Source organism: Thiocystis violascens DSM 198 (assembly GCF_000227745.2).
GTDB lineage: Bacteria > Pseudomonadota > Gammaproteobacteria > Chromatiales > Chromatiaceae > Chromatium > Chromatium violascens.
Genome location: NC_018012.1, coordinates 3,548,139 through 3,567,825, shown reverse-complemented (window position 1 = coordinate 3,567,825; position 19,687 = coordinate 3,548,139). Strand labels below are relative to the sequence as shown.

The following is a 19,687-nucleotide window of genomic DNA, read 5'->3' as shown; positions in this document are numbered from 1 at the left end:
CTCGCCACGGTCTTCCGGCCTCTCTCCTGGTACGAACCCAAAGCCCCTCCCCTTCGAGTGGTCTTAAAACGCCTTTTTAGCGCCGTTTCGCCAAGCCTGGAAGCAACGACACCGTCCTATCCGGATCATTTCGCCTGGATCGCGGCCCATGGATGCCATTATGGCGCGGATGGTCCCTGCTCGACCGCCTGCAAGGCGGTACTCTGGTCCCCCTCCCTGGAGCGGCGCGTTGAGAAACGCCGGATCGAGCGGGAGCTGGACCTCCCACGCCTCGGTTCGGTCCAGTTGGACCCGTCCACTGGCGAGACGGAAGTCGAGCACATGCCCGGCGTGCTGTCGATCGGCGGACAGGAAATGGAGATGGAAACCGGGGACGTTGACACCTTGCAGGAAGGTCGGGCACCAGAAACCGAGCAAGGTGCCTTGGATCGCCGCGTGCTCAAACAGGGTCTGCTGCTTGGACACCTCCGCCAGTGGCCGATACGGCGGCGCCTGTCGTGGCACGCTGCGAACCGTGAGGTGCTGGAAGGTGCCATCCACGCGCACGGCATAGATCAGATTCCGACTCGGGAGCTTAGACTCCAGCCAGGGTTTGAACGCTGCGTAAGTTTGATCGGGGGGTGGATCGAGGATCTGGTCGGCGTCGAAAAAGGTCACGGCCATGAACGGCGTCCCGGTGTCGGGCGGCATGCGTCGGACTTGGCCATCGGCGGCGGCCTGATAGACCTGTCCGTCCAAAAGGATCAGTTCGCCGTCGAGGGCGGCGAAGGTACCCAAACCAAAATCCCCGTGCGGCAACACCTCACGGAGCTTGGCCAGAGGCTGGTAGACCCCGGTCAGCAGGGCATCGATAGTGGAGACTTGATACAGCGTCTCGCGGTCGTGGTCGGCCTGCACCGAACTGGCGACGATGAGCGCAAGCAGGAGCCAGGGTCTGGGCATGAGCGTTTTCCTGATGATGACCGATAGCGACTTGTGCGATAAAAATTGCCGGGCCTACCTGTGACGCCATGTCCGCCTTCACCAGCGCCTCACTACGGCTTTCCTGCGCCCCTTCTGTCACGGACCCAAAGCGCCTCCCCTTTAGCGGCCTTAAAACACCTTTTAGCGCCGTCAGAGACGCGATGGCCCTGCCTGGGCGAGGCTTTAGCGCCGAACGCCAGCGCGGTTGACGCCACCGTTGAGGTTGGTCGGACTGCGGCCTACGCGCGGCGCCACCACCACCGGCGCGCGCACTGCCGGTGCGACCACGACCGGGCGCACCACGCAGCCCTTCGGGACGCCCACGGTCTTGCAATAGCCAGCGTAGGATGGGTAGAACGGCCATGGCACAACGCTAACGGTTGGCACGGACGCCGATTGGCCGTGAAACCCATCGAACCACTGCACTAAGCCTGACTGATTGACTTGAACGCCTTCGAGAAACCGGGGGCGTTTTTGGTTGGGCGCGAATCGGAAACGTCGGCGCATGAGTTCGATGGGTTTCGCTTCGCTCTACCCATCCTACGTGGCTGGAGTTGCATGTGTGGCGCGATGGACGCGGCCCGATAAGCGATATCCGGTCATCGCGCGTCACCGGCCGCAATGGACCGGATTTGGGCCGTCGATCCGCTGATGTTCAGCGACCGAATCCGGGTAATTCCAAACTGTGGCAGACCCGTGAACGCCCGCAGATCGCGCACCACCTCGCCGGCCAGACGCCCGGCGAGCCGGTTGAATGCCTCCGCCATGGCGTCCGGGGTCGCGCCCTGGACCCTTTCCTCCCCGCTGTAACGGCGGGTCCAGACCGCATGACGGTCGCTGGTGCTGACCAGCGACAGGTTCAGTGTCGCGATCACGCGCGGCGGCTGCTCGGTGGGCCGATGCTCGAAGCGTTCCACCTCGCCGCCGAGCAGATAGTCCGAGCGCGCGCGATCCGCCGGGATCGCGACGACACGAAAGAGGCCGGCATCTCGAATCGCGTTGACCATGACTTGGGACAGGGCGCGCGGCACGGGCTCCTCCCACAGCAGCTCTTCGTAGCGCTCGACCAGCAGCGGCTGGCGATGGTCGCGATAGACGATCTGCCGTCCGCCAAGAAAGCCCCGCGCGGCCAGATGGTTGACCAGCAGAATGGCCGATGCCGCGGTGTTTCCGGGAGCCTGAACGGACGGCGGCGGCTCCAGGGCATAAAAACGGTCGCGCTGGAGCGGCGCGGACGAGCCGCAGCCGGCGAGGGCCAGGAACGCCAGTGAGAGGGCATGCCACCGGTGACGCCGGACGAAGCGGTGCCCTTCGATGGCCAATGGGCTTACTGAAACCAAGGCGTCTTCTCCTCGACTTCGCGGCTTTTGAGGATGGTCGCGGGATCGGCGCGCAGTTCGCGCGCGAGCGCGGAGAGGTTGCGGGTCGCGTCCTCGATGTTGGTGAGGATCGGCGTCAGGGCAGTGGCGAGTTCCTGAAGCAGAAACTGCGTATCGTCCAGGGTGCGTTGCAGCGCGGGGCGGTTGTCCCGCACCAGTCCGCGGAGATCCACCGCCAACTCGCCATAATTGGTCACCGCGCGTTGCAGATCGTCGGTGCTCCCGCTGAATTCCGTGCTCATCCCGGCGAGGTTGTCGGACAGGGTCCGGACCGACGCCAGGATCGCCGCGATGGCCTGTGGATCGATCGACGCCTTGAGCCGCTCCGAGAGTTCCCGCAGATTCTCGAAGGCGCCCGCGAGCCGCGCGCGATTGTCGCCCTGCTCCTCGCCCGTGCCGATCAGGGTCTCGATGGTCTTGATCTGATCGCGCAGACTGATCAGCGCCGGGGCGACGGTCTCGTCGACCAGGGTCTTGAGCGTGTCGGTCAGGTTCCCAACCTGGGCCAGCAGATCCGCCTCCCGCCCCTGGGCGTCGATGACCGCGCCATCCGCCAGCAGGTCGAGCGCCTGACCCGGCCGGATCTTGACGGCATCCCCCTTGAGCAGACCGGCGCTGCCCAGTTGCGCGACGCTGTCGCGAGGGACCGGCCAGGCGTCCTTGATCCGCAGGGTGGCGCGAAAACAGGGGAGCGCGGGATGACGGGAAGGCGCGTCGGCGAACGGCGGGCAGTTCCCGGATCCGGCCTTGAGGGACGCGCCCTGGGGGTCGGCATTCCGCCCTGGAAACACCGGCGTCACCCGTTCCACCAGCCCGATGACATAGCCCTCCTGGATGACCTGAATCCCGACCTCCAGCCCATCGGCATTCAGAAAATAGGCGTCCACCCGATAGGCGCGTCCGAACAGACCCGGCAGCAGCAGGGCCAGCGCGCCGACGAGGACCGCCGCCATGGCCAGCACGAACAGCCCCGCCAACAAAAGATCCCGGCGTTGCGCGCGCGCCTGGCGTTTGCCGGGCGCGCCGATTTCGGGCGGCGCGTAGAGACGCTCCAGACGGTGGCTGGATGGGCCTTCGTCCAGGTTCACGGTTGCCCCCAGAGGGCGGAGCGCAGCTCCAGGCGCGATGCGCTGGCGGCGGCCAGATCGGTCGCCGGTCCCTCGAACAGCAGCCGGCCGCGATCGAGCACCGCGACCCGATGCCGGGCATCGGCCAGAATCTCCGGCCGGTTGTCGGTGGCGATGAGTGTCAGTTTACGGTTCTCCCGAAGTTTGCCCAGCCGCTCCAGCGTCTCGCGGATGGCGGTGAGATCCAGCCCATCCGAGAGTCCGTCCCAGATCAGCAGCCGGGGCTGGTGGATGAGCGCCCGCGCCAGTTCGACCTGACGCTGCTGGCCCAGCGAGAGCGCGCGCGGCGGATGGTTTTCGAGTCCGTCGAGTTGCAGCAGGGTCATCACCAGCCGCGCGGCGCGGGCCATGTCCCGGCGGGTCATGGCGGTGTCGCGCAACGGCAGCAGCAGATTGTCCAGCACCGTGGCGCTCGCCAGCAGGGATCCGCCCTGCAGCACCGCCCCGGTCTGGTGCCGCAGACGCCGCATGGCGCGCCCGTCGAGCCGTTCCAGATCCTCGCCAAACACCCGCAACGTCCCCGCGGACGGGCGGTCGAGCCCGAGAATCAGGCGCATCAGCAGACTCTTGCCGGCGCCATTCGGCCCCACGACCAGCAGCCAGTCGCCCTCGGCGAGACGCAGCCGCAGATCCATGAGCGCCATGCGTCCCTTGACATGCTGATAAATCCCGTCGAGTGCCAGTGCATCCGTCATCGCGCGCTCCAATCAACCGCGCGGCAGCAGACTATAGAACAGATCCGCGAACAGGATCGCGGCGACGGCGCCGATCATGGTGCGGGTCGCGGCCTGTGCGATGCCTTGCGGATCGCGACCCGCCGCAGTTCCGTTCACGGTCGCGATCAGACCGATCAAGAGGGCGAAGAACATCGGCTTGATCACGGACATCAGCAGATCAGCGGGACCGAGGGCGCGGGTCAGCGCGTCCAGAAAGAGCGCCGGCGGCAGTTCCGCCATCCCCCAGAGCCAGAGTCCGGTGGCACCAAGCGTGATCAGACTCCCCCAGACCGCGAAGGCGAAACTCATCAGCAGCATCGACAGCAGCACCGGCCCCAGGGTAAAGCGGATGGGATCGATGCCGTTCGCCAGCAGTCCGTCCATCTCGCCGCTGACCGTGAGCGTGGCCTGGCGCACCGCCAGCGCCACCCCGGCCCGCCCGGCCACCAGGATACCGACCAGAATGGGCACGAACTCCAGCGCGACCGCATGGATGACCGAGACCAGCACCAGCCCCGGCAGGTCGAACTGATCCAGAATCCTCTGGGTCTGGCGGCCGAGAATCAGACCGACCGCCAGGCTCGTCAGGGTGATCGCGGGCAGGATGGACAGCCCGGCCTGACGCAGCGAGACGGCCAGGGCCGGCAGATCGAGACGCGACCGGCCGGCGAGAATGCGCAGATAGAGACCGCCACAGCTCAGGAGCGCCAGTCCGGCCAGGCCGATGCCCTCGATCCAGCCGGCGGGTCCATGGAAAGGACGGCGCGGCTGGGTGTCGATGCGGAGGGCGCGGGATGGGCGGTGTTGGTTCATGAAACCGCATCCAGTAAGGTAGCGTCGTTGGTACGTCGGTTGAGAGACTTGTCCGAGGGGATCTTACCCGATGACGGCTGATTTCCGCTCCGCTTCAATTTGAGGGCAACATCGATGAGCGAGCTTTCACTGCAAGGTTTTCTGGCCGAGTGCGAACGCGAGCAACTGCATCGCGTCCAGGCCATCCAGCCCGACGGCGCGCTGCTCGGCGGGATGGTCGGCGATCCGCGAATCCGCTTTGCGAGCGCCAATCTCGCCGACTGGATCGGACACGGGTGCGACGAGGCGCTGGGCCAGCCGCTCGCGGCCATCCTGCCGGACGTTCCGCCCCCGACCGATGCCACGGCCGCCGCGGACGATACCTGGATGCAACCGTCCACCGAAAAGCGGCTGTATCGCAATCTGTTCAGCGGTCCACGCGGCAGTCTGGACGGGTTGTTGTCCTGCAACGAACAGAACTGGCTGCTGGAGTTGGAGACATCACTGCCGCCCACACGCCAGCACGACGCCGATCGGCCGGTGCCGCATCGTCTGTATCGGATGCCCTACACCGAACTGGACTGGGAGCAGCAGTGCCAATACCTGGCCAACGAGCTGCGCGCCGCCACCGGCTTCGAGCGCGTCATGATCTACCGTTTCCGGGATGACGACTGCGGCGAGGTCATCAGCGAAAGCCTGGCCGAGGGTCTCTCGCCCTACCTGGGGCTGCGCTATCCCGCGTCGGATATTCCGCGGATCGCGCGAACGCTGTATCTCAGCAATCGGCACCGTCAGATCGCCGACATCGCCGCCGAGCCGGTGCCGATCCAGGTTCACGATGGGGCGATCGCCGATCTCACCCTGTCGGATCTGCGCGCCGTCTCGCCGGTCCATCTCGCCTATCTGCGGAACATGGGCGTGACGGCCTCGCTCTCCTTCTCGCTGATCCTGTACGGACGGTTGTGGGGGCTCATTGCCTGCCATCATCACGCACCGCGCAGCCTGCCGTTGCCGGTGCGCGAGCGTTGCGCCGAGATGGCTCAAGTCTTCACGCTCTCCATCGGAGGCTACCAGAACAACCGTCGTTTGCGCGAGGTCAACGGCAGCGACCAGGAGATCGTGCGCCTGCTCGACGCCCTGCGCGACGCCGAAAGCCATCGTCGATCAAGCGCGTTCGGCGCTCCCACCTTCAATCCCGGTCCGACCCTCGGCCGCGCGCTCCTGTCGCTGGTCGCCGCCGAGGGCGCGGCGCTCGTCGACGGCAATCAGATCGTGACCTTCGGGATCACGCCCACCCGGCCGGAGATCCAGGCTCAGGTCGAATGGCTGCGCACCGGCCTTGGCGATCAGGTCTTTTCCACCGACGCGCTGCCCAATCTGTTTTACCCCGCCACGAACTACGCCGATCGCGCGAGCGGGCTGCTGGCGGTGCGTGTCAGTCGTTTCGACCATATCGACAAACGTGGCGAGCGCGTCTTTCTCTGGTGGCGGCCCGAGCAGCCGCGCACCGTCTACTGGGCCGGCGATCCGCGCAAGGACGTCTGCTTCGACGAGCAGAGTCAACACCTGTCGCCGCGCTCCTCCTTCGATCGCTGGATCGAGACCACCTCGGGCCATTCCGAACCCTGGTCCGATAGCGACCTGCTGCGCGCCAAGAAATTCCGCAGTCTGGTGCTGCGCGCCATCAACGCCGATGTTATGCGGGGGTAGAAAGGGGCAAGGGGCAAGGGGCAAGGACAGCAATTCTCAGTTTGAACATAACTGTATGAGCAATGGTGTCCCTGAAGCCGTTCGTGGTGAGGCCCTCGAACCATGAACGGCTTCACGCGCCGAACCCCGGATTTCCCGTCTGTCCTCCGAGCGTTCGACCACCAGGCCGCTACGATCCAACCGCCATGAAAATCGCTGCCCTTGTCCCTTGTCCCTAACCGCGAACAACGCGGTTACGTCCCTCCGCCTTGGCGCGATAAACCGCGCCATCCGCCCGTCCGATCATCTGGAGCAACGAGGTTTCCAGCTCGGTGGCGAACCCAATGCTCACGGTCAGCGGGATCGGCGTTCCGCCATCCTCGAAATCCACCTGAGCGACGGCGGCGCGCACCCGCTCTAACACCAATTCCGCGTCATCGTCTTGTTTAATCACGAGTAAACAGATGAACTCCTCGCCCCCGTAGCGCCCGACAAGATCGGACGCGCGTAACGATTGACTCAGCGCGACGGCAATCCGCTTCAAGGCATCGTCGCCGACCAGATGGCCAAAGCGATCGTTGACCTGCTTAAAGTGATCGACGTCGATCATGCCGAGCGCGATCTGAAAATGACCGCGCCGGGCATTGGCGTAGAGCTTTTCGCACACCTCCAGGGCATGACGCCGGTTGGCCAGTCCGGTCAGCACGTCGCGGGTGGCCGCCTCGCGCAGGCGGCGCACGTATTCCATCATGTTGGTGTTCTGGGTGACGCGACAGAAAAACTCCTCCGCCTGAAAGGGCTTGGCGATGAAATCGTTGGCGCCGGCCTTGAGCAGGCGTGCCGAGAGTCCGGGCTTGGAAGCATCCGACATGCCGATCACGGCCAGATCCTCGCGGCGATATTGCTGACGGATGGCTTCGATCAACTCCAGTCCGTTCATCTCGGGCATGTTGACATCGGTGATCACAAGACTGGTCTCGGGATGTTCCGCTAGCCGCTTCAGCGCTTCCCTGCCATTGTTCGCCGTCAAGGTCCGATAGCGATAACTCTCCAGCAGACGTTGCAGATACGCCCGAAAACTGGGCGAATCGTCAACCACCATCACCTTGACCTGACGGTTGTGCCACAGGCGTCCGAGCGTGTGCGCGACCTGTTCGATCTCGTTACGCTTGTGCTTGACGAAATAATCCACGACCTGTTTGCTCAGCATGGTCTCCCGCAGCAAGGGATCTAGGGAGCCGGTCAGCACCACCACCGGAATCCCGTGACGCTGCACCAGATCCACGACCTCGCCCTCCGGGGCATCCGGTAGATTGAGATCCAGCACGGCGGCGAAGAACCGCGTGGGATCCAGGGCCAGCGCCGCTTCCGCCTCGGCCAGCGACCCCGCCTCCACCGTCCTCAAGCCATGCGCATCGTCGAGATAGGCGCTCAGCAGACCGCGCAGGGAACGGCTGTCCTCGACCACCAGCACCGTGCCGGTTGCGCTGACGCTGGTCGCGTCATTCATCATCTGAATCATTGGGGGCTTGCCTCTGTCGGGGACCGCCGAAAGTCACTGTTCGACAGGCCATACTCGAAACACTCGAACTCAAGCCATCCCAGCCGCGAGGAAAAGGGCGGATTCTAAAGCGATTTTCGGCAAACATCATCTTCGCGTCGAGTGCTGGCCTGGCGGACGAAGCTTCGTGTGCAACGACGTTAGCCATCCCGGAGGGCGCTGCCATGCAGTTAAGCCGTTCATGGTTCGACACACTCACCACGAACGGCTTAACTGCATGGCAGTGCATCCCGAAAGGAGTCCGCGCGTGGCCGGGATCAATACTCGAAGTTCCAGTCGAGTCCGGCCCAGCCGGCCGCGAGCGTGACCCGTCTGACGGGTTCGGCCATGGGCGCGATCGCTCCCAGCGCGATGACGATCTCGGCCCGCGCGGCAAACCAGCGCGCCAGTTCGCCCTCGCCGTCCAGCGCGATTCGGCGCTCGGCGCGGGCGGCAAGTTCCAGCAGATCCCGCCGCGCGGCGGCGTCGGGCTGGGCGGCCAGCAGTTCGTCGATAGGCTGGGACAGCAGCCAGAAGAGTCCGGCGCCGCTCTGATCGAGCGCCTGTCGCGCCACCTGTCGCGTTGCCGGATCCGCCAGGGTGGCGGCGAACACGAGCGCGCGATCCGGATAGCGGGCGACGAGCCGCTCCAGAACCAAACGGGTCAGGGTGCGCAGCCGTTTCCCGCTGACCGACCCCGCACCCGGCGCGGGGATGCCGACGATCAGCAGACGCACCACCCCCAGCCCGGAACGCGCCAGCAGGTTCGGCACGCCGCGCACGGCGAAACGGTCGAGATCCTTCATGGGTTCGGACAGCTCGGCATAGGGGATGAGCTGCGGATGATGCTTGCGGGCATTGTCGCGTACCGGGGCATAACTCCAGCCATCCAGCGACCGGTCGGCGGCCCAGCGCCGGTGTTCGATCAGGGCCAGCCGTTCCACCTCCAGCGGCGTGAAGGCGAAGGCGTCCACCATCTCCTCGGCGACCGCGCGGCAATCCGTGACGGCCAGCTTGGCCCAGAGATGGTCCGCCTGATGGCGGTTGGCCTGCCGATAGGACGTGGCCAGTCGCGGCCAGGGCTCGCCGGCTGGCTCGGTGCCCGGATCGCGTCCCTGAGCGGCGATGCTGTCGCAATAGTATTCATGGATGGTCCGAGCCGCCTCGTCGCCGAGACCATCGAGCAATACTTCCGGGCGGCAGACCTCGCGGAGCGACGAGAAGGGGATGATCTGTCCATCCCAGTCCGCGATGTCGCCCCTTGCCTCGTCGTCGCCGATCTCCAGCAGGATCGGCGGCGAGGCGCGTTGCGCGCGGGCAATGGTCTGGACAAGCGCGCGCGCCACCCGAAGACCCTCCGGGCCGGGAGCGTCCTGGCAGACCAGGGCGAGGGTGACGGCTGGCGTGTCCTTGAGTGGCGGTGACGCGAGCGGCGCGAACCGAATCTCCGCCACTTGATCGGCCTGAGGATAGTCAGCCTGGAAACGCGCGGCCGCGCGCGCCGTATCGTCACAGAGAATGCTGACCCGGGGGCGCGCGTCGGCGTAGTGGATCAGCCGCAGCGCCTGGACCAGAAAAGCGCCGGCGGAGGGCGTGAACCCCGCGATCAGCAGATGCGGCACCTGACCGAACGGCGGATCCATGCCGGAATGCAGCGGCCAGCGGGCAAGCAGCGCGCGCATGGCGCGGTTTTCGATGGCGAAGGTCTCCAGGCGCAGCCGTCCACCGAGGTTCAAGTCTGGCAGCGGGGGCGGCGGATCGGCCAAGTGCATCAGGATCAGCCGGACGGGCTCAGCACCGAACCCTCGCCGAATTTGAGCCAGTCGGGTGGCGAACGCGGCGATCAAGCCCGCCGGATCGGGTGGATCGGCCAGGATCAGGGTACGGATTCGGGCCGGCTTCAGCGTCGTCAGTTGGTCGGGCGAGACCAGGCGCACCCGTCGCCCATCCGCGCGCAATCCCGCGACGACACGCGAGGCGAGCGGCTCGGAGCCGCAGACATGGATAAGCGATGGGCCAAATAACATGGAGAGGCACTCGGGTCATTTCCAGGAAACGGCCCTGGGACCGCCGACTTGTAGTCGGCAACTGGGATCGCCGACTACAAATCGGCGGTCCCAGGGGCCGCATCCTCATGACGCCTTCCCATCCCCCGTCGACGCAAACGTCTGGGCCAGGAGGGCGGCCACGGATTCGGCGGCATCCGCCATCTCCACCACCTGCATCAAGGCGCGCTCGCGCGCTCCGAGCGGGAAATCCGCGATCTCCCGGCCGTGACGCCACCCGTCGGCCAGCAGATCGGCCGTGCCGCCCGTACCGGCCAGGACGATCAGACGCCGACCCGCCCGCAACGCCAGCGCCACGTCGCGCCGGGTCACGAGCCCGCCGGCGGCGACCAGGGTCAGGGCTGGACGGTTGCCGGCAAGCTGGGTCGCGGCGGCAACGATCCAGGCCGATTCGTCACCCCAACGATCTCCTGGCGTCAGGAGAAAATGCGAGTGGTTCGGGTCAAGCCGCGCGCCCTTGCCGGAGGTCCGTCCCCCAAACCAATCGGTGTCCCCACAATGTCCCGCCCCGGACAGAACGCGGACCGCGGCACGCGACGGCCGCGTCTCCAGCGCCACCGTGCCAAGAGCCGCGATCCCGACCAGCGGAAAGCGGGCGGCGGTCCGATGGCGCGCCTGCCCCATCAAGGCCATGACCCCAAAGGCGGTCCCGCCATCGACGACCGTGACATCCAGCGCATCCAAGCGGGGCGCCAGTCGCTCGAACAGGATCAGCAGGGCCTCCGCCACCGCCGGATCGACATTCGCGGCCCCGCCGATCAGCACCAGCACCGGCCTGGGTTCCGAAAGCCCCAGCGCGTCGAGCGCGCCGGCGAGGGCGGTCACGGCTTCGGATGGCGCAAGTCCGGCGTTTTCCCGAGTCATCTCGCCGATGTCCATCAACCCGCTCCCGTGCAGCAGTTCTCATGTTGGCGTCATCCCATCGTAGGAGCCCGCTTGCGGGCGACGGTGTTTGGCAGACCCAAATCATGTCGCCCGCAAGCGGGCTCCTACGTCTCAACGAGAATTGCTGGCTCCCGTGGGCGCGGATCGACACGCCATGGTTTCACTCGGACTCATGCAGGATAACGCCCTGCCCATCCAGCAGCGTGACGCGCATCGGAATGCCCTGGCGGATGCTCGCCGACACCACGCAGAAGTCCTCGAACAGGGTCTTGCAGCGGGCGAAACGGGGCGACTGCGTGACGACATCGGCCAGGATCAGCCGGATCTCCAGAGCGCCGATCCGCTGACGCTTTTTCTCGTTGCGGACCATGATGCAGGTGGCCTCGGCGCGCAGACAGTTTTCTGGCGGCTCCTCCTTGAAGACGCAATAGAGCAGGCTCGCGCTCAAACAGTTGGCCGCGGCGGCGGCCAGCAGGCGCGAGGCGTTCGGCCCCTGCTGCTCGCCAAGCGGCGGGGGCTCGTCCATCAGCAGATCGGGGGCGCGCTTCCAGTCGAACGCGACATTGATCAGGAAGCCTTCCCGTTGCTCAAGATGGATGGTGAAACGGCCTTCTTCGGACATGCTCTTTCCTCGATCTTGGTGGTTATCGCGTCTGAAGCTGTGGATGGCGACGACCGCCGGTGACGGGTCTTGGGATCCCTGACGCAACGCACGCCGGCGGCCCGCAAGGACTGCGGATCCGCGGCGAAGGCACGCCAGTCGCCGCCGCCGATGACCGGCCGGTCGCGCAGCCGGCCGCGATAGACATAGATCCAGGCACGGCCATAGGGCGTTGCGATCAAGTGTCGATCATAGAGGATCGGATAGTCCTCCAGCCGGTCGAGTTGGCGCAAACCGGCGCCATCCAGGGCATACACCTCGCCGACGATGGCGGTCGCCCCGCCGCGGGCCGCGCCCGGATAGGCACCGACGCGGTAAAGCGTAAAGCAGGGCGCGGTGCGATGCGGCCCCAGCCAATCCGCGCCGTTCAGCAGGCGATGATTGACCTCCCCGCGCAGCAGGGTGCCATAGACGAAGACGCGATGGCGCATGGCGGCGGTCTCAGGATGCGCGCGGGGCGCCCGACAACTGGCGCGGCGCCCGATCATCCTCGACAACCGCGCCGGTTCGCATCGGGATCGTTTGCGCGTCCATTGAATGTTCCCCGCGGGGCATCGGTGGAAATTCCCGAACTATAGCATTCAGCCGGCAACTCCCGCCAAAACCCGATGCGGCACGCCATTTTCGGGATGCGACAATCCCTGACAACCGCCCGCGATCTTCATCGTATCTTCACCAAGCCTCAACCGTGCGGCAACAAAATTCGGACAACATTGCACGAATTTTTCTGGCAGAGGCAGCGAATGCGATGTCCGATATCAAACGCATGAACCCCCTGAAATACCGCAGCATCTTCATCTCGGATGTGCATTTGGGATTTCGGGGCTGTCAGGCCCGATTCGTCCTGGATTTTCTGCAAGCGACCCAGTGTCGGCAGCTCTATCTGGTTGGCGATATCGTCGATGTCTGGGCGATGAAAAACGGTCTCTACTGGCCCGACTCGCACAACCAGGTTGTGCGGGAAATCCTGGACAAGGCCCGTCAGGGGACCGAGGTCATCTATCTCCCCGGCAACCATGACGATCTGTTTCGCGATCATCTGGGCGCCAGTTTCGGCGAGGTGACGGTACGCGACGAAGTCGTCCACACCACCGCCGATGGCCGGCGTTTTCTAGTGCTGCATGGCGACAAATTCGACGGCGTGGTCCAGAACAGTCTCTGGCTCGCCAAGCTCGGTTCGCGCGCCTACGACACTCTGCTGGCGCTGAATGGCTTGCTCAGCCGCGTCCGTTCCCTGTTCGGGCTGAAATACTGGTCGCTGGCCGGTTATCTCAAGCACAAGATCAAGAACGCCGTGAGCTATATCGGCAACTTCGAGCAGGCCCTCGCCCGGGAAGCCGAGCGGCGCGAACTCGACGGCATGATCTGCGGCCATATCCACCACGCCGAGATGCGCGACATCGCCAGCGTGTCCTATTGCAACTGCGGCGACTGGGTCGAGAGCTGCACGGCGCTGGTCGAGCATCACGACGGACGTCTGGAACTGCTGCGCTGGACCGATGCCTATCCCGAATCGCTGGTCGCGCCAGCGATCACCCCCGCCCCCGCCATCGCGCTGGCCCAGGCAAGTTAGGCGATTTCCGGGAAAGACTGTACCGATTTCCCATTCGCCTTCGACAAACTCAAGGACGAACGGGAAATCCTCCGCGCGGTCGGCCCCCCCAGCCGCCCCTCTGCCTGAAACCGTTCGTGGCGAATCCTGAGCGGAGCCGAAGGGTCGAACCACGAACGACTTCACGCGCGGCGGACATGATTCGTCTGAGAGGGTGTAGACAAAATCAAACCGTTGTGGTCAACCGCCGCAGCAGGATGCGCGCCTCCGCCAGCCAAACCCAGGTTTCGGAGACCGCTGGCAGACGGTCATGATGCATGATCAATCGACGGGCACGCTCATTCCACGCATGGGTGCGCTCGACAACCCAGCGCTTCGGCAGCGGAACGAAGCCGTCGGCGTTGGCGATCACCACTCGGTCAGGCGCCCCGTCCACGTGCCAGGAGCCAACGCTTTTGTTGGCTGGATGGCGCACGACTTCCACGCGGATCGCGTGGGTCTGCTCGGTGGTTTGGGCAAATTGACCGGCGTAGGCGCTATCGACAAACAGCGTGTTGATCTGGGGGTACTTGGCGGCCGCGTCAGCGACGGCGCCCGAGGCGGCATCGCGGTCCTGAAGATTGGCCGCGACCACGCTCACCGCCAACACGAACCCCAAGGTATCGACCACCAGGCTGCGCTTGCGCCCCTTGACCTGCTTGCCCGCATCAAAGCCGCTCGGTCCACCCTGCGGCGAGCCGCGGGTCGATTGCGCATCCAGCACCGCCGCCGTCGGCGCGATCTCACGCCCCTCGCGTTCGCGCCATTGCCCCCGCAGTCGATCATGCATCTGCTCAAACTTCCCAGCCGCACTCCAACGGCGAAACGTCTTGTAGACATTCTGCCAAGGCGCGAAATCGTGCGGCAGCATCCGCCACGCGCACCCCGTGCGCACCACGTAGCAACACGCCTCCAGGATGCTCCGGCGCGACACGCGGGGCGGTTGACCCCGCCCGCCCGGCATCTCAAAGAGAGCGGCGACCAAGTCCCACTCCGCATCGGTCAGACAACTTGGGTAGCTTTGGTCGGGGTCGTGGCGACGATGCGCATCCGTATACCCATACCGACGCGGCGTTGCGCGCGCTTGCGCCTCGAGACCACTCTCGCCCCGGAGGCGCGTGACGCCCGCCTCCCGCAAGGACTTGCGAATCGTGGCTTCATGAGCCTCGATTCCCGTCCGTGCCGCGAGTTCCCGGGCAATCTCTGACAGCGTGGAGGTCGGGCGATCCGTGACAATTTGACGCAATACCGCTTGCTCCGCCTCGTGAATCTTGGGGGGACGACCAGCTTTCGACATCAGCGCACACCAGCTCAGTTGTAGACTGGTATACAAATAGCAGCTCAATTATTTTTGTCTACACCCTCTGAGTTTTCGCCCCCTCACGTCAGACGTAGAATTGCTGGCACTTTCGGCAACGGCTCGGTCCCGGCGCACCCCCTGGCTGTACGATGATCGGCGGCCAGCGTTGGTGCCAGGTCGCGTGTCCGGAAGATCCCCGCGCCAAAGGCCGGGGGGCCGGACGTGATTTGCGTGCGTCGCCCTCTTGGCCCTAATCTTGTCCCGTTCAGCGATTCTCAATCCTGTCAAACCGGAGCGTTTCTCCATGACGAAACAGACCCAGCCCCTTCCAACCCACCTCGGCGTCTTGCTGGTTCTGACGCTCACGGCACCGAGCGCCGCCTTTGCCTATGACAACAAGGATGCGATTCGCGACTGCGAGAGCCGCCTCGGTCGCGACTACGGACTCACCGACCTACGCGATGCCCGCGCGGTCCAACTGCCTGGCGAGAAGAACTATAAGGTCGAAGGCCAAGCCAAGATCGACGGCAAAAAGTACCCCTGGAGCTGCAGGGTCGCGGACCGGCGCGTGGTCGATGTGGAGTATCGCGGACGCCGTCCCTCCCAGTCTTCCGGCGGCAGGCCCGAGATCCTGCCCCGTCGCGGCGGCGAGATCGAGGTCCGGATGCCGAGCGGTTGCACCTCGCGATACGATCGCGACGGCGACTTGATCACCCGTAGCAGCGGTTGCAGCCAGAGCGACCGACGCCACGCCGACGACGCCGCCGACGACTACTTCCGCGAGCAGGGGCGCCGCGGTGGCGGCAGCTGGCATGACGATGGCGACAGGCCGCCACGGGTCATTGCTGGCAAGAATGGCGAAAGCGAGGTCGTGTTCAGGAACGATTGTGTCGTCTACTATGATCGGCGTGGCCGGCGGACGGAAGCCTTGCCGAGATGTAATGGCAACCAGTTAATGGAGGCGGATCAGGCCATGCGCGCCTACCGTCGCGAATAGGAACAGTAGGGGCGAATTCATTCGCCCCTACGCCCTGCTGGCTCCCAGAAATCGGGACGCTTGACGCAGACTTCTCATCCGAGGATGAGCGTTCGGCAGCGATCGCTCAAGACGGGTTCAGATCACGAACAGATCCATGAACTGGTTGATGGGCGTCGCCATCAGCCGCTGTTCATCCTGGCATAGATCATAGATCCGCTGGGCCTGCCCCTTGGGAAAGCGGGTCTTTAGCGCGTTCAGGAATTTTGCCTCCAGGACCGGAATCCCCTCGGCGCGGCGGCGGCGGTGACCGATGGGGTACTCGACCTCCACCTTGTCGGTGCTGGTGCCGTCGGTAAAGAAAACCTGCACGGCATTGGCGATGGAACGCTTGTCCGGATCCAGATACTCGGCGGTATAGCGCGGATCCTCGCGCACGGTCATCTTCGCGCGGAGTGCGTCGATACGCGGATCGACGGCAACCGCGTCCTCGTAATCGTCCGCGGTCAGGCGCCCGTGGATGAGCGGCACGGCAACCATGTATTGCAGGCAGTGATCGCGGTCGGCCGGGTTGTGGAGCGGACCGTCCTTGCTGATGATGCGCACGGCGGATTCCTGGGTGGTCAGCTCGATGCGCGCGATCTCGTCGATGCGATTTTTGACCAGCGGGTGCAGGGTCATGGCGCACTCGACGGCGGTCTGGGCGTGGAACTCGGCCGGGAAGCTGAGTTTGAACAGGATGTTCTCCATCACATAACTGCCGTAGTCGCGCTGGAACGCGAAACGGTTGCCCTTGAAGAGCACGTCATAGAACCCCCAGCGGGACGCGGTCAGGACCGAAGGCAGGCCCATCTCGCCCTTCTGCACCATCATCGCCAGACGCACGGCGCGCGAGCTAGCGTCGCCCGCCGCCCAGGATTTGCGCGAGCCGGTGTTGGGCGCGTGACGATAGGTGCGCAGCGCCTGGCCATCGACCCAGGCCTGCGACAGAGTATCGATGACCTGATCGCGGTCGGCGCCCAGCATCGACGCCGCGACGCCGGCGGAGGCGACCTTGACCAGCAGGACATGATCGAGTCCGACCCGGTTGAAGCTGTTTTCCAGCGCCAGCACGCCCTGAATCTCGTGGGCCTTGACCATGTAATGCAGCACGTCGGCGACGGTCAGCGGCGCGGCGCCATCGGCGATCGCGCAGCGCGACAGATAATCGCCCAGTCCGAGGATCGCGCCCAGGTTATCGGAAGGATGACCCCACTCGGCCGCGAGCCAGGTGTCGTTGAAATCCAGCCAGCGCACCAGCGCGCCGATGTCCCAGGCGGCCTTGACCGGATCGAGCTGGAACTGCGTGCCCGGCACGCGCGCGCCGTGCGGCACGACCGTGCCAGGAGCGATGGGGCCAAGGTGCTTGGCGCACTCGGGGTATTGCAGGGCCAGCAGCGCGCAGCCCAGCGAGTCCATCAGGCAATGGCGGGCGGTGGCGATGGCCTCAGGCGAAGCGATTTTGTAGTTGCAGACATAGTCGGCGATGGCGACCAGTTCCTGGTCCGGGTCTGGACGCAGGTTGGCGTCGGCGATGTGAGAACTCATGAGGTTTATTTCCGGTTTGTAAGGGGGACGAATTGTTTGGGGGGAGAACGGCAGGTATTCCGGGGTTGCCGACATCCTGTCGGCACCGAACTGGACGCCGACAACATGTCGGCGATCCCAGGTTTCAGTTTTGAAATTTTTGACACCTAAACCGCGTCGACTCCGACGCAACGGATGATTGCGAACCGAATTGACCATTCAATAAGACGCATACCGTAAAGGACGCGGTTTAGCGTTGCTCAATCGGCAACCACTTGAGGTTCTCGACCCCGACATAGTTGGCGCTCGGGCGAATGATCTTGCCATCCTGACGCTGTTCGATGACGTGGGCGACCCAGCCGGCGGTGCGCGAGATGACGAAGATGGGCGTGAACAAGGGGGTCGGCACGCCCATCTGCGCATAGGAAACGGCGGAGAACCAGTCGAGATTGGGGAACATCTTCTTCTGGTCCCACATGACGCTTTCGAGCCGCTCGGCGACCTCGAACATCGCCAGGTTTTCGTTGGCCACGGACAGCCGCCGGGCGACCGACTTGATGACCTCGTTGCGCGGGTCGGCGATGGTATAGACCGGATGGCCGAAGCCGATGACGATCTCCTTGCGGGCGACCCGTTCGCGGATGTCCGCCTCGGCCGCGTCGGCGCTCGCGTAACGTTGCTGGATCTCGCAAGCGGCCTCGTTGGCGCCGCCGTGCTTGGGACCGCGCAGCGCGCCGGTGGCGCCGGTGATGGCCGAGTACATGTCCGAGTTGGTGCCGGCGATCACCCGCGCGGTGAAGGTCGATGCGTTGAACTCATGCTCGGCATAGAGAATGAGCGAGGTGTGCATGGCGCGCACCCAATCGGCGGACGGTGTCTCGCCGTGCAGTAGATGCAGGAAATGACCGCCAATCGTCTCGTCGTCGGTCTCGACCTCGATGCGCCGGCCGTGATGGGCAAAGTGATACCAATAGAGCAGCATGGAGCCGAAGCAGGCGATCAGACGGTCGCCAATTTCGCGCGCCGCGCCAACCGGCATGCTGTCCTTTTCTGGCTCCAGGGTACCGAGCAGCGAACAGCCGGTACGCATCACGTCCATCGGATGGGCGGACGAGGCCGGAATCTGCTCCAGTGCGGTCTTCAGTGCCGCCGGCAGGCCACGCATGGCCTTGAGCTTGCGCTTGTAGGCGGCCAATTCTGTCCGGGTCGGCAGACGCTCATGGATCAGCAGGTGGGCAATTTCCTCGAACTCGGCCCGGTCGGCGAAATCCAGGATGTCATAGCCGCGATAGTGCAGGTCGTTGCCGGTCCGTCCGACCGTGCAGATCGCCGTATTGCCGGCGACGGTGCCGGACAGGGCGACGGATTTTTTTGGCTTGGGCAAGGGGTTTGCGTCGTTCTCGGCCATCGTTTCCTCTCCTCGGTTCAACTGCTTTTTTGGTTTATGCCTCGGGTTGCGACTGCGCGAACAACTCGTCGAGTTTCTGCTCGAAGCTGTGATAGTTCAGATAGTCGTACAGCTCCATGCGGGTTTGCATGATGTCGACCACGTTGGCCTGGGTGCCGTCGCGGCGGATCGCCTGATAGACATTGAGGGCAGCCCGGTTCATGGCGCGGAAGGCCGACAGCGGGTAGAGCACCAGCGACACGCCGACCGCGCCCAGCTCGGTCGTGGTGAACAGCGGCGTGGCGCCGAACTCGGTGATGTTGGCCAGCACCGGCACCTGGACGGCGGCGATGAAGGTTTCGTATTGGGCAAGCTCGGTCATGGCCTCCGGAAAGATCATGTCCGCGCCGGCCTCGACACAGGCCACCGCGCGCTCGATGGCCGAGTCCATGCCCTCGACGGCCAAGGCGTCGGTGCGGGCCATGATCACGAAGTCGTCGGTGCGCGCGTCCACGGCGGCCTTGATGCGGTCGACCATTTCGGACTTGGAGACCACCGCCTTGCCGGGGCGATGACCGCAGCGTTTGGCCGCCACCTGATCCTCGATATGACAGCCCGCCGCGCCCGCCCGACTCATCTGCTTGACCGTGCGGGCGATGTTGAAGGCGCCGCCCCAGCCGGTATCCGCGTCGACCAGCAGCGGCAGCTCGGTCGCGTAGGTGATACGGCGCACGTCTTCCAGCACGTCATCCAAACTGGTCATTCCGAGGTCCGGCACGCCGAAAGAGCCCGCCGCGACCCCGCCGCCGGAGAGATAGATCGCCCGGTAGCCGGTCCGTTCGGCCATCATGGCGTGATAGGCGTTGATCGCGCCGACGACCTGCAAGGGACGTTCTTCCTGGACGGCGCGACGCAATTTGGCGCCGGGGGTCGTTTTTTCGGTCATCGTGTTCGCCTCGTTGATGATCTGTGAATGACTGGGTGCTGACTTCTTGGTCGGACAACGTGGAGAGACGGTCGACGACAAGTCGACTGCCCCAGGGCCGACT

General features: G+C 64.9%; 18 protein-coding genes. 3 read left to right on the top strand and 15 right to left on the bottom strand.

Going from position 1 to position 19,687, the window contains the following annotated elements; genetic code table 11:
- Positions 1 to 63: 63 nt before the first annotated feature.
- The 6 genes from budA to THIVI_RS15770 form a co-directional block, all read right to left on the bottom strand.
- Complete coding sequence (gene budA / locus THIVI_RS15790) at positions 64 to 942, bottom strand: acetolactate decarboxylase (RefSeq protein ID WP_014779543.1); 879 nt, start codon at positions 940 to 942, stop codon at positions 64 to 66.
- A gap of 204 nt (positions 943 to 1,146) precedes the next feature.
- Complete coding sequence (locus tag THIVI_RS23875; protein WP_157174480.1) at positions 1,147 to 1,332, bottom strand: hypothetical protein; 186 nt, start codon at positions 1,330 to 1,332, stop codon at positions 1,147 to 1,149.
- Positions 1,333 to 1,562: 230 nt separating this feature from the next.
- Entirely contained in the window at positions 1,563 to 2,303 is a 741-nt protein-coding gene (locus THIVI_RS15785) for an ABC-type transport auxiliary lipoprotein family protein (RefSeq protein ID WP_014779541.1), read from the bottom strand.
- Positions 2,291 to 3,430 carry an MlaD family protein gene (locus THIVI_RS15780; RefSeq protein WP_014779540.1) on the bottom strand — a complete coding sequence of 380 codons (1,140 nt, stop codon included), beginning with the start codon at positions 3,428 to 3,430 and terminating at the stop codon, positions 2,291 to 2,293. Before THIVI_RS15780 ends, THIVI_RS15785 begins: the two co-directional genes overlap by 13 nt.
- The gene (locus THIVI_RS15775) at positions 3,427 to 4,164 is read right to left on the bottom strand and encodes an ATP-binding cassette domain-containing protein (RefSeq protein WP_014779539.1); all 738 of its coding nucleotides are present in this window, start codon (positions 4,162 to 4,164) and stop codon (positions 3,427 to 3,429) included. The genes THIVI_RS15780 and THIVI_RS15775 overlap by 4 nt, the downstream gene beginning before the upstream one ends.
- Before the next feature lie 12 nt (positions 4,165 to 4,176).
- Positions 4,177 to 4,998: an MlaE family ABC transporter permease gene (locus tag THIVI_RS15770; protein WP_014779538.1), complete on the bottom strand. Its 822-nt coding sequence runs from the start codon at positions 4,996 to 4,998 to the stop codon at positions 4,177 to 4,179.
- Between the two features lie 114 nt (positions 4,999 to 5,112).
- Between THIVI_RS15770 and THIVI_RS15765 the strand changes: the two genes are divergently transcribed.
- Positions 5,113 to 6,687, top strand: a complete 1,575-nt coding sequence (locus THIVI_RS15765) for a GAF domain-containing protein (protein WP_014779537.1) — start codon at positions 5,113 to 5,115, stop codon at positions 6,685 to 6,687.
- Positions 6,688 to 6,901: 214 nt separating this feature from the next.
- Here THIVI_RS15765 and THIVI_RS15760 read toward each other — a convergent pair whose 3' ends face one another.
- From THIVI_RS15760 to THIVI_RS23870, 5 genes are all read right to left on the bottom strand, one after another.
- Positions 6,902 to 8,188 carry a GGDEF domain-containing response regulator gene (locus tag THIVI_RS15760; protein WP_014779536.1) on the bottom strand — a complete coding sequence of 429 codons (1,287 nt, stop codon included), beginning with the start codon at positions 8,186 to 8,188 and terminating at the stop codon, positions 6,902 to 6,904.
- Positions 8,189 to 8,484: 296 nt separating this feature from the next.
- On the bottom strand, positions 8,485 to 10,233 hold the full coding sequence (locus tag THIVI_RS15755; RefSeq protein WP_014779535.1) for a RyR domain-containing protein: 1,749 nt from the start codon (positions 10,231 to 10,233) through the stop codon (positions 8,485 to 8,487).
- Positions 10,234 to 10,338: 105 nt separating this feature from the next.
- Complete coding sequence (locus tag THIVI_RS15750) at positions 10,339 to 11,151, bottom strand: hypothetical protein (protein WP_014779534.1); 813 nt, start codon at positions 11,149 to 11,151, stop codon at positions 10,339 to 10,341.
- A 166-nt stretch (positions 11,152 to 11,317) separates the two neighbouring features.
- Positions 11,318 to 11,779, bottom strand: coding sequence for an OsmC family protein (locus tag THIVI_RS15745; protein WP_014779533.1), 462 nt, complete (start codon positions 11,777 to 11,779; stop codon positions 11,318 to 11,320).
- A complete protein-coding gene (locus THIVI_RS23870) occupies positions 11,725 to 12,306 on the bottom strand; it encodes a gamma-glutamylcyclotransferase family protein (protein ID WP_245537284.1) in 582 nt (193 codons plus the stop codon). The genes THIVI_RS15745 and THIVI_RS23870 overlap by 55 nt, the downstream gene beginning before the upstream one ends.
- A gap of 260 nt (positions 12,307 to 12,566) precedes the next feature.
- Between THIVI_RS23870 and THIVI_RS15735 the strand changes: the two genes are divergently transcribed.
- On the top strand, positions 12,567 to 13,391 hold the full coding sequence (locus tag THIVI_RS15735; protein ID WP_014779531.1) for a UDP-2,3-diacylglucosamine diphosphatase: 825 nt from the start codon (positions 12,567 to 12,569) through the stop codon (positions 13,389 to 13,391).
- A gap of 205 nt (positions 13,392 to 13,596) precedes the next feature.
- Here the strand turns inward: THIVI_RS15735 and THIVI_RS15730 are convergent, their stop codons facing one another.
- Complete coding sequence (locus tag THIVI_RS15730; protein WP_041447215.1) at positions 13,597 to 14,706, bottom strand: IS5 family transposase; 1,110 nt, start codon at positions 14,704 to 14,706, stop codon at positions 13,597 to 13,599.
- A gap of 307 nt (positions 14,707 to 15,013) precedes the next feature.
- On the opposite strand from THIVI_RS15730, the gene THIVI_RS22915 reads away from it, so the two are divergent.
- On the top strand, positions 15,014 to 15,706 hold the full coding sequence (locus THIVI_RS22915) for a hypothetical protein (RefSeq protein ID WP_014779530.1): 693 nt from the start codon (positions 15,014 to 15,016) through the stop codon (positions 15,704 to 15,706).
- 117 nt (positions 15,707 to 15,823) lie between these two features.
- On the opposite strand, the gene THIVI_RS15720 is transcribed toward THIVI_RS22915, so the two are convergent.
- The 3 genes from THIVI_RS15720 to prpB form a co-directional block, all read right to left on the bottom strand.
- On the bottom strand, positions 15,824 to 17,272 hold the full coding sequence (locus THIVI_RS15720; RefSeq protein WP_014779529.1) for a bifunctional 2-methylcitrate dehydratase/aconitate hydratase: 1,449 nt from the start codon (positions 17,270 to 17,272) through the stop codon (positions 15,824 to 15,826).
- Between the two features lie 229 nt (positions 17,273 to 17,501).
- Complete coding sequence (gene prpC / locus THIVI_RS15715; protein ID WP_014779528.1) at positions 17,502 to 18,659, bottom strand: bifunctional 2-methylcitrate synthase/citrate synthase; 1,158 nt, start codon at positions 18,657 to 18,659, stop codon at positions 17,502 to 17,504.
- A gap of 34 nt (positions 18,660 to 18,693) precedes the next feature.
- On the bottom strand, positions 18,694 to 19,584 hold the full coding sequence (gene prpB, locus THIVI_RS15710) for a methylisocitrate lyase (RefSeq protein ID WP_014779527.1): 891 nt from the start codon (positions 19,582 to 19,584) through the stop codon (positions 18,694 to 18,696).
- Positions 19,585 to 19,687: the final 103 nt, after the last annotated feature.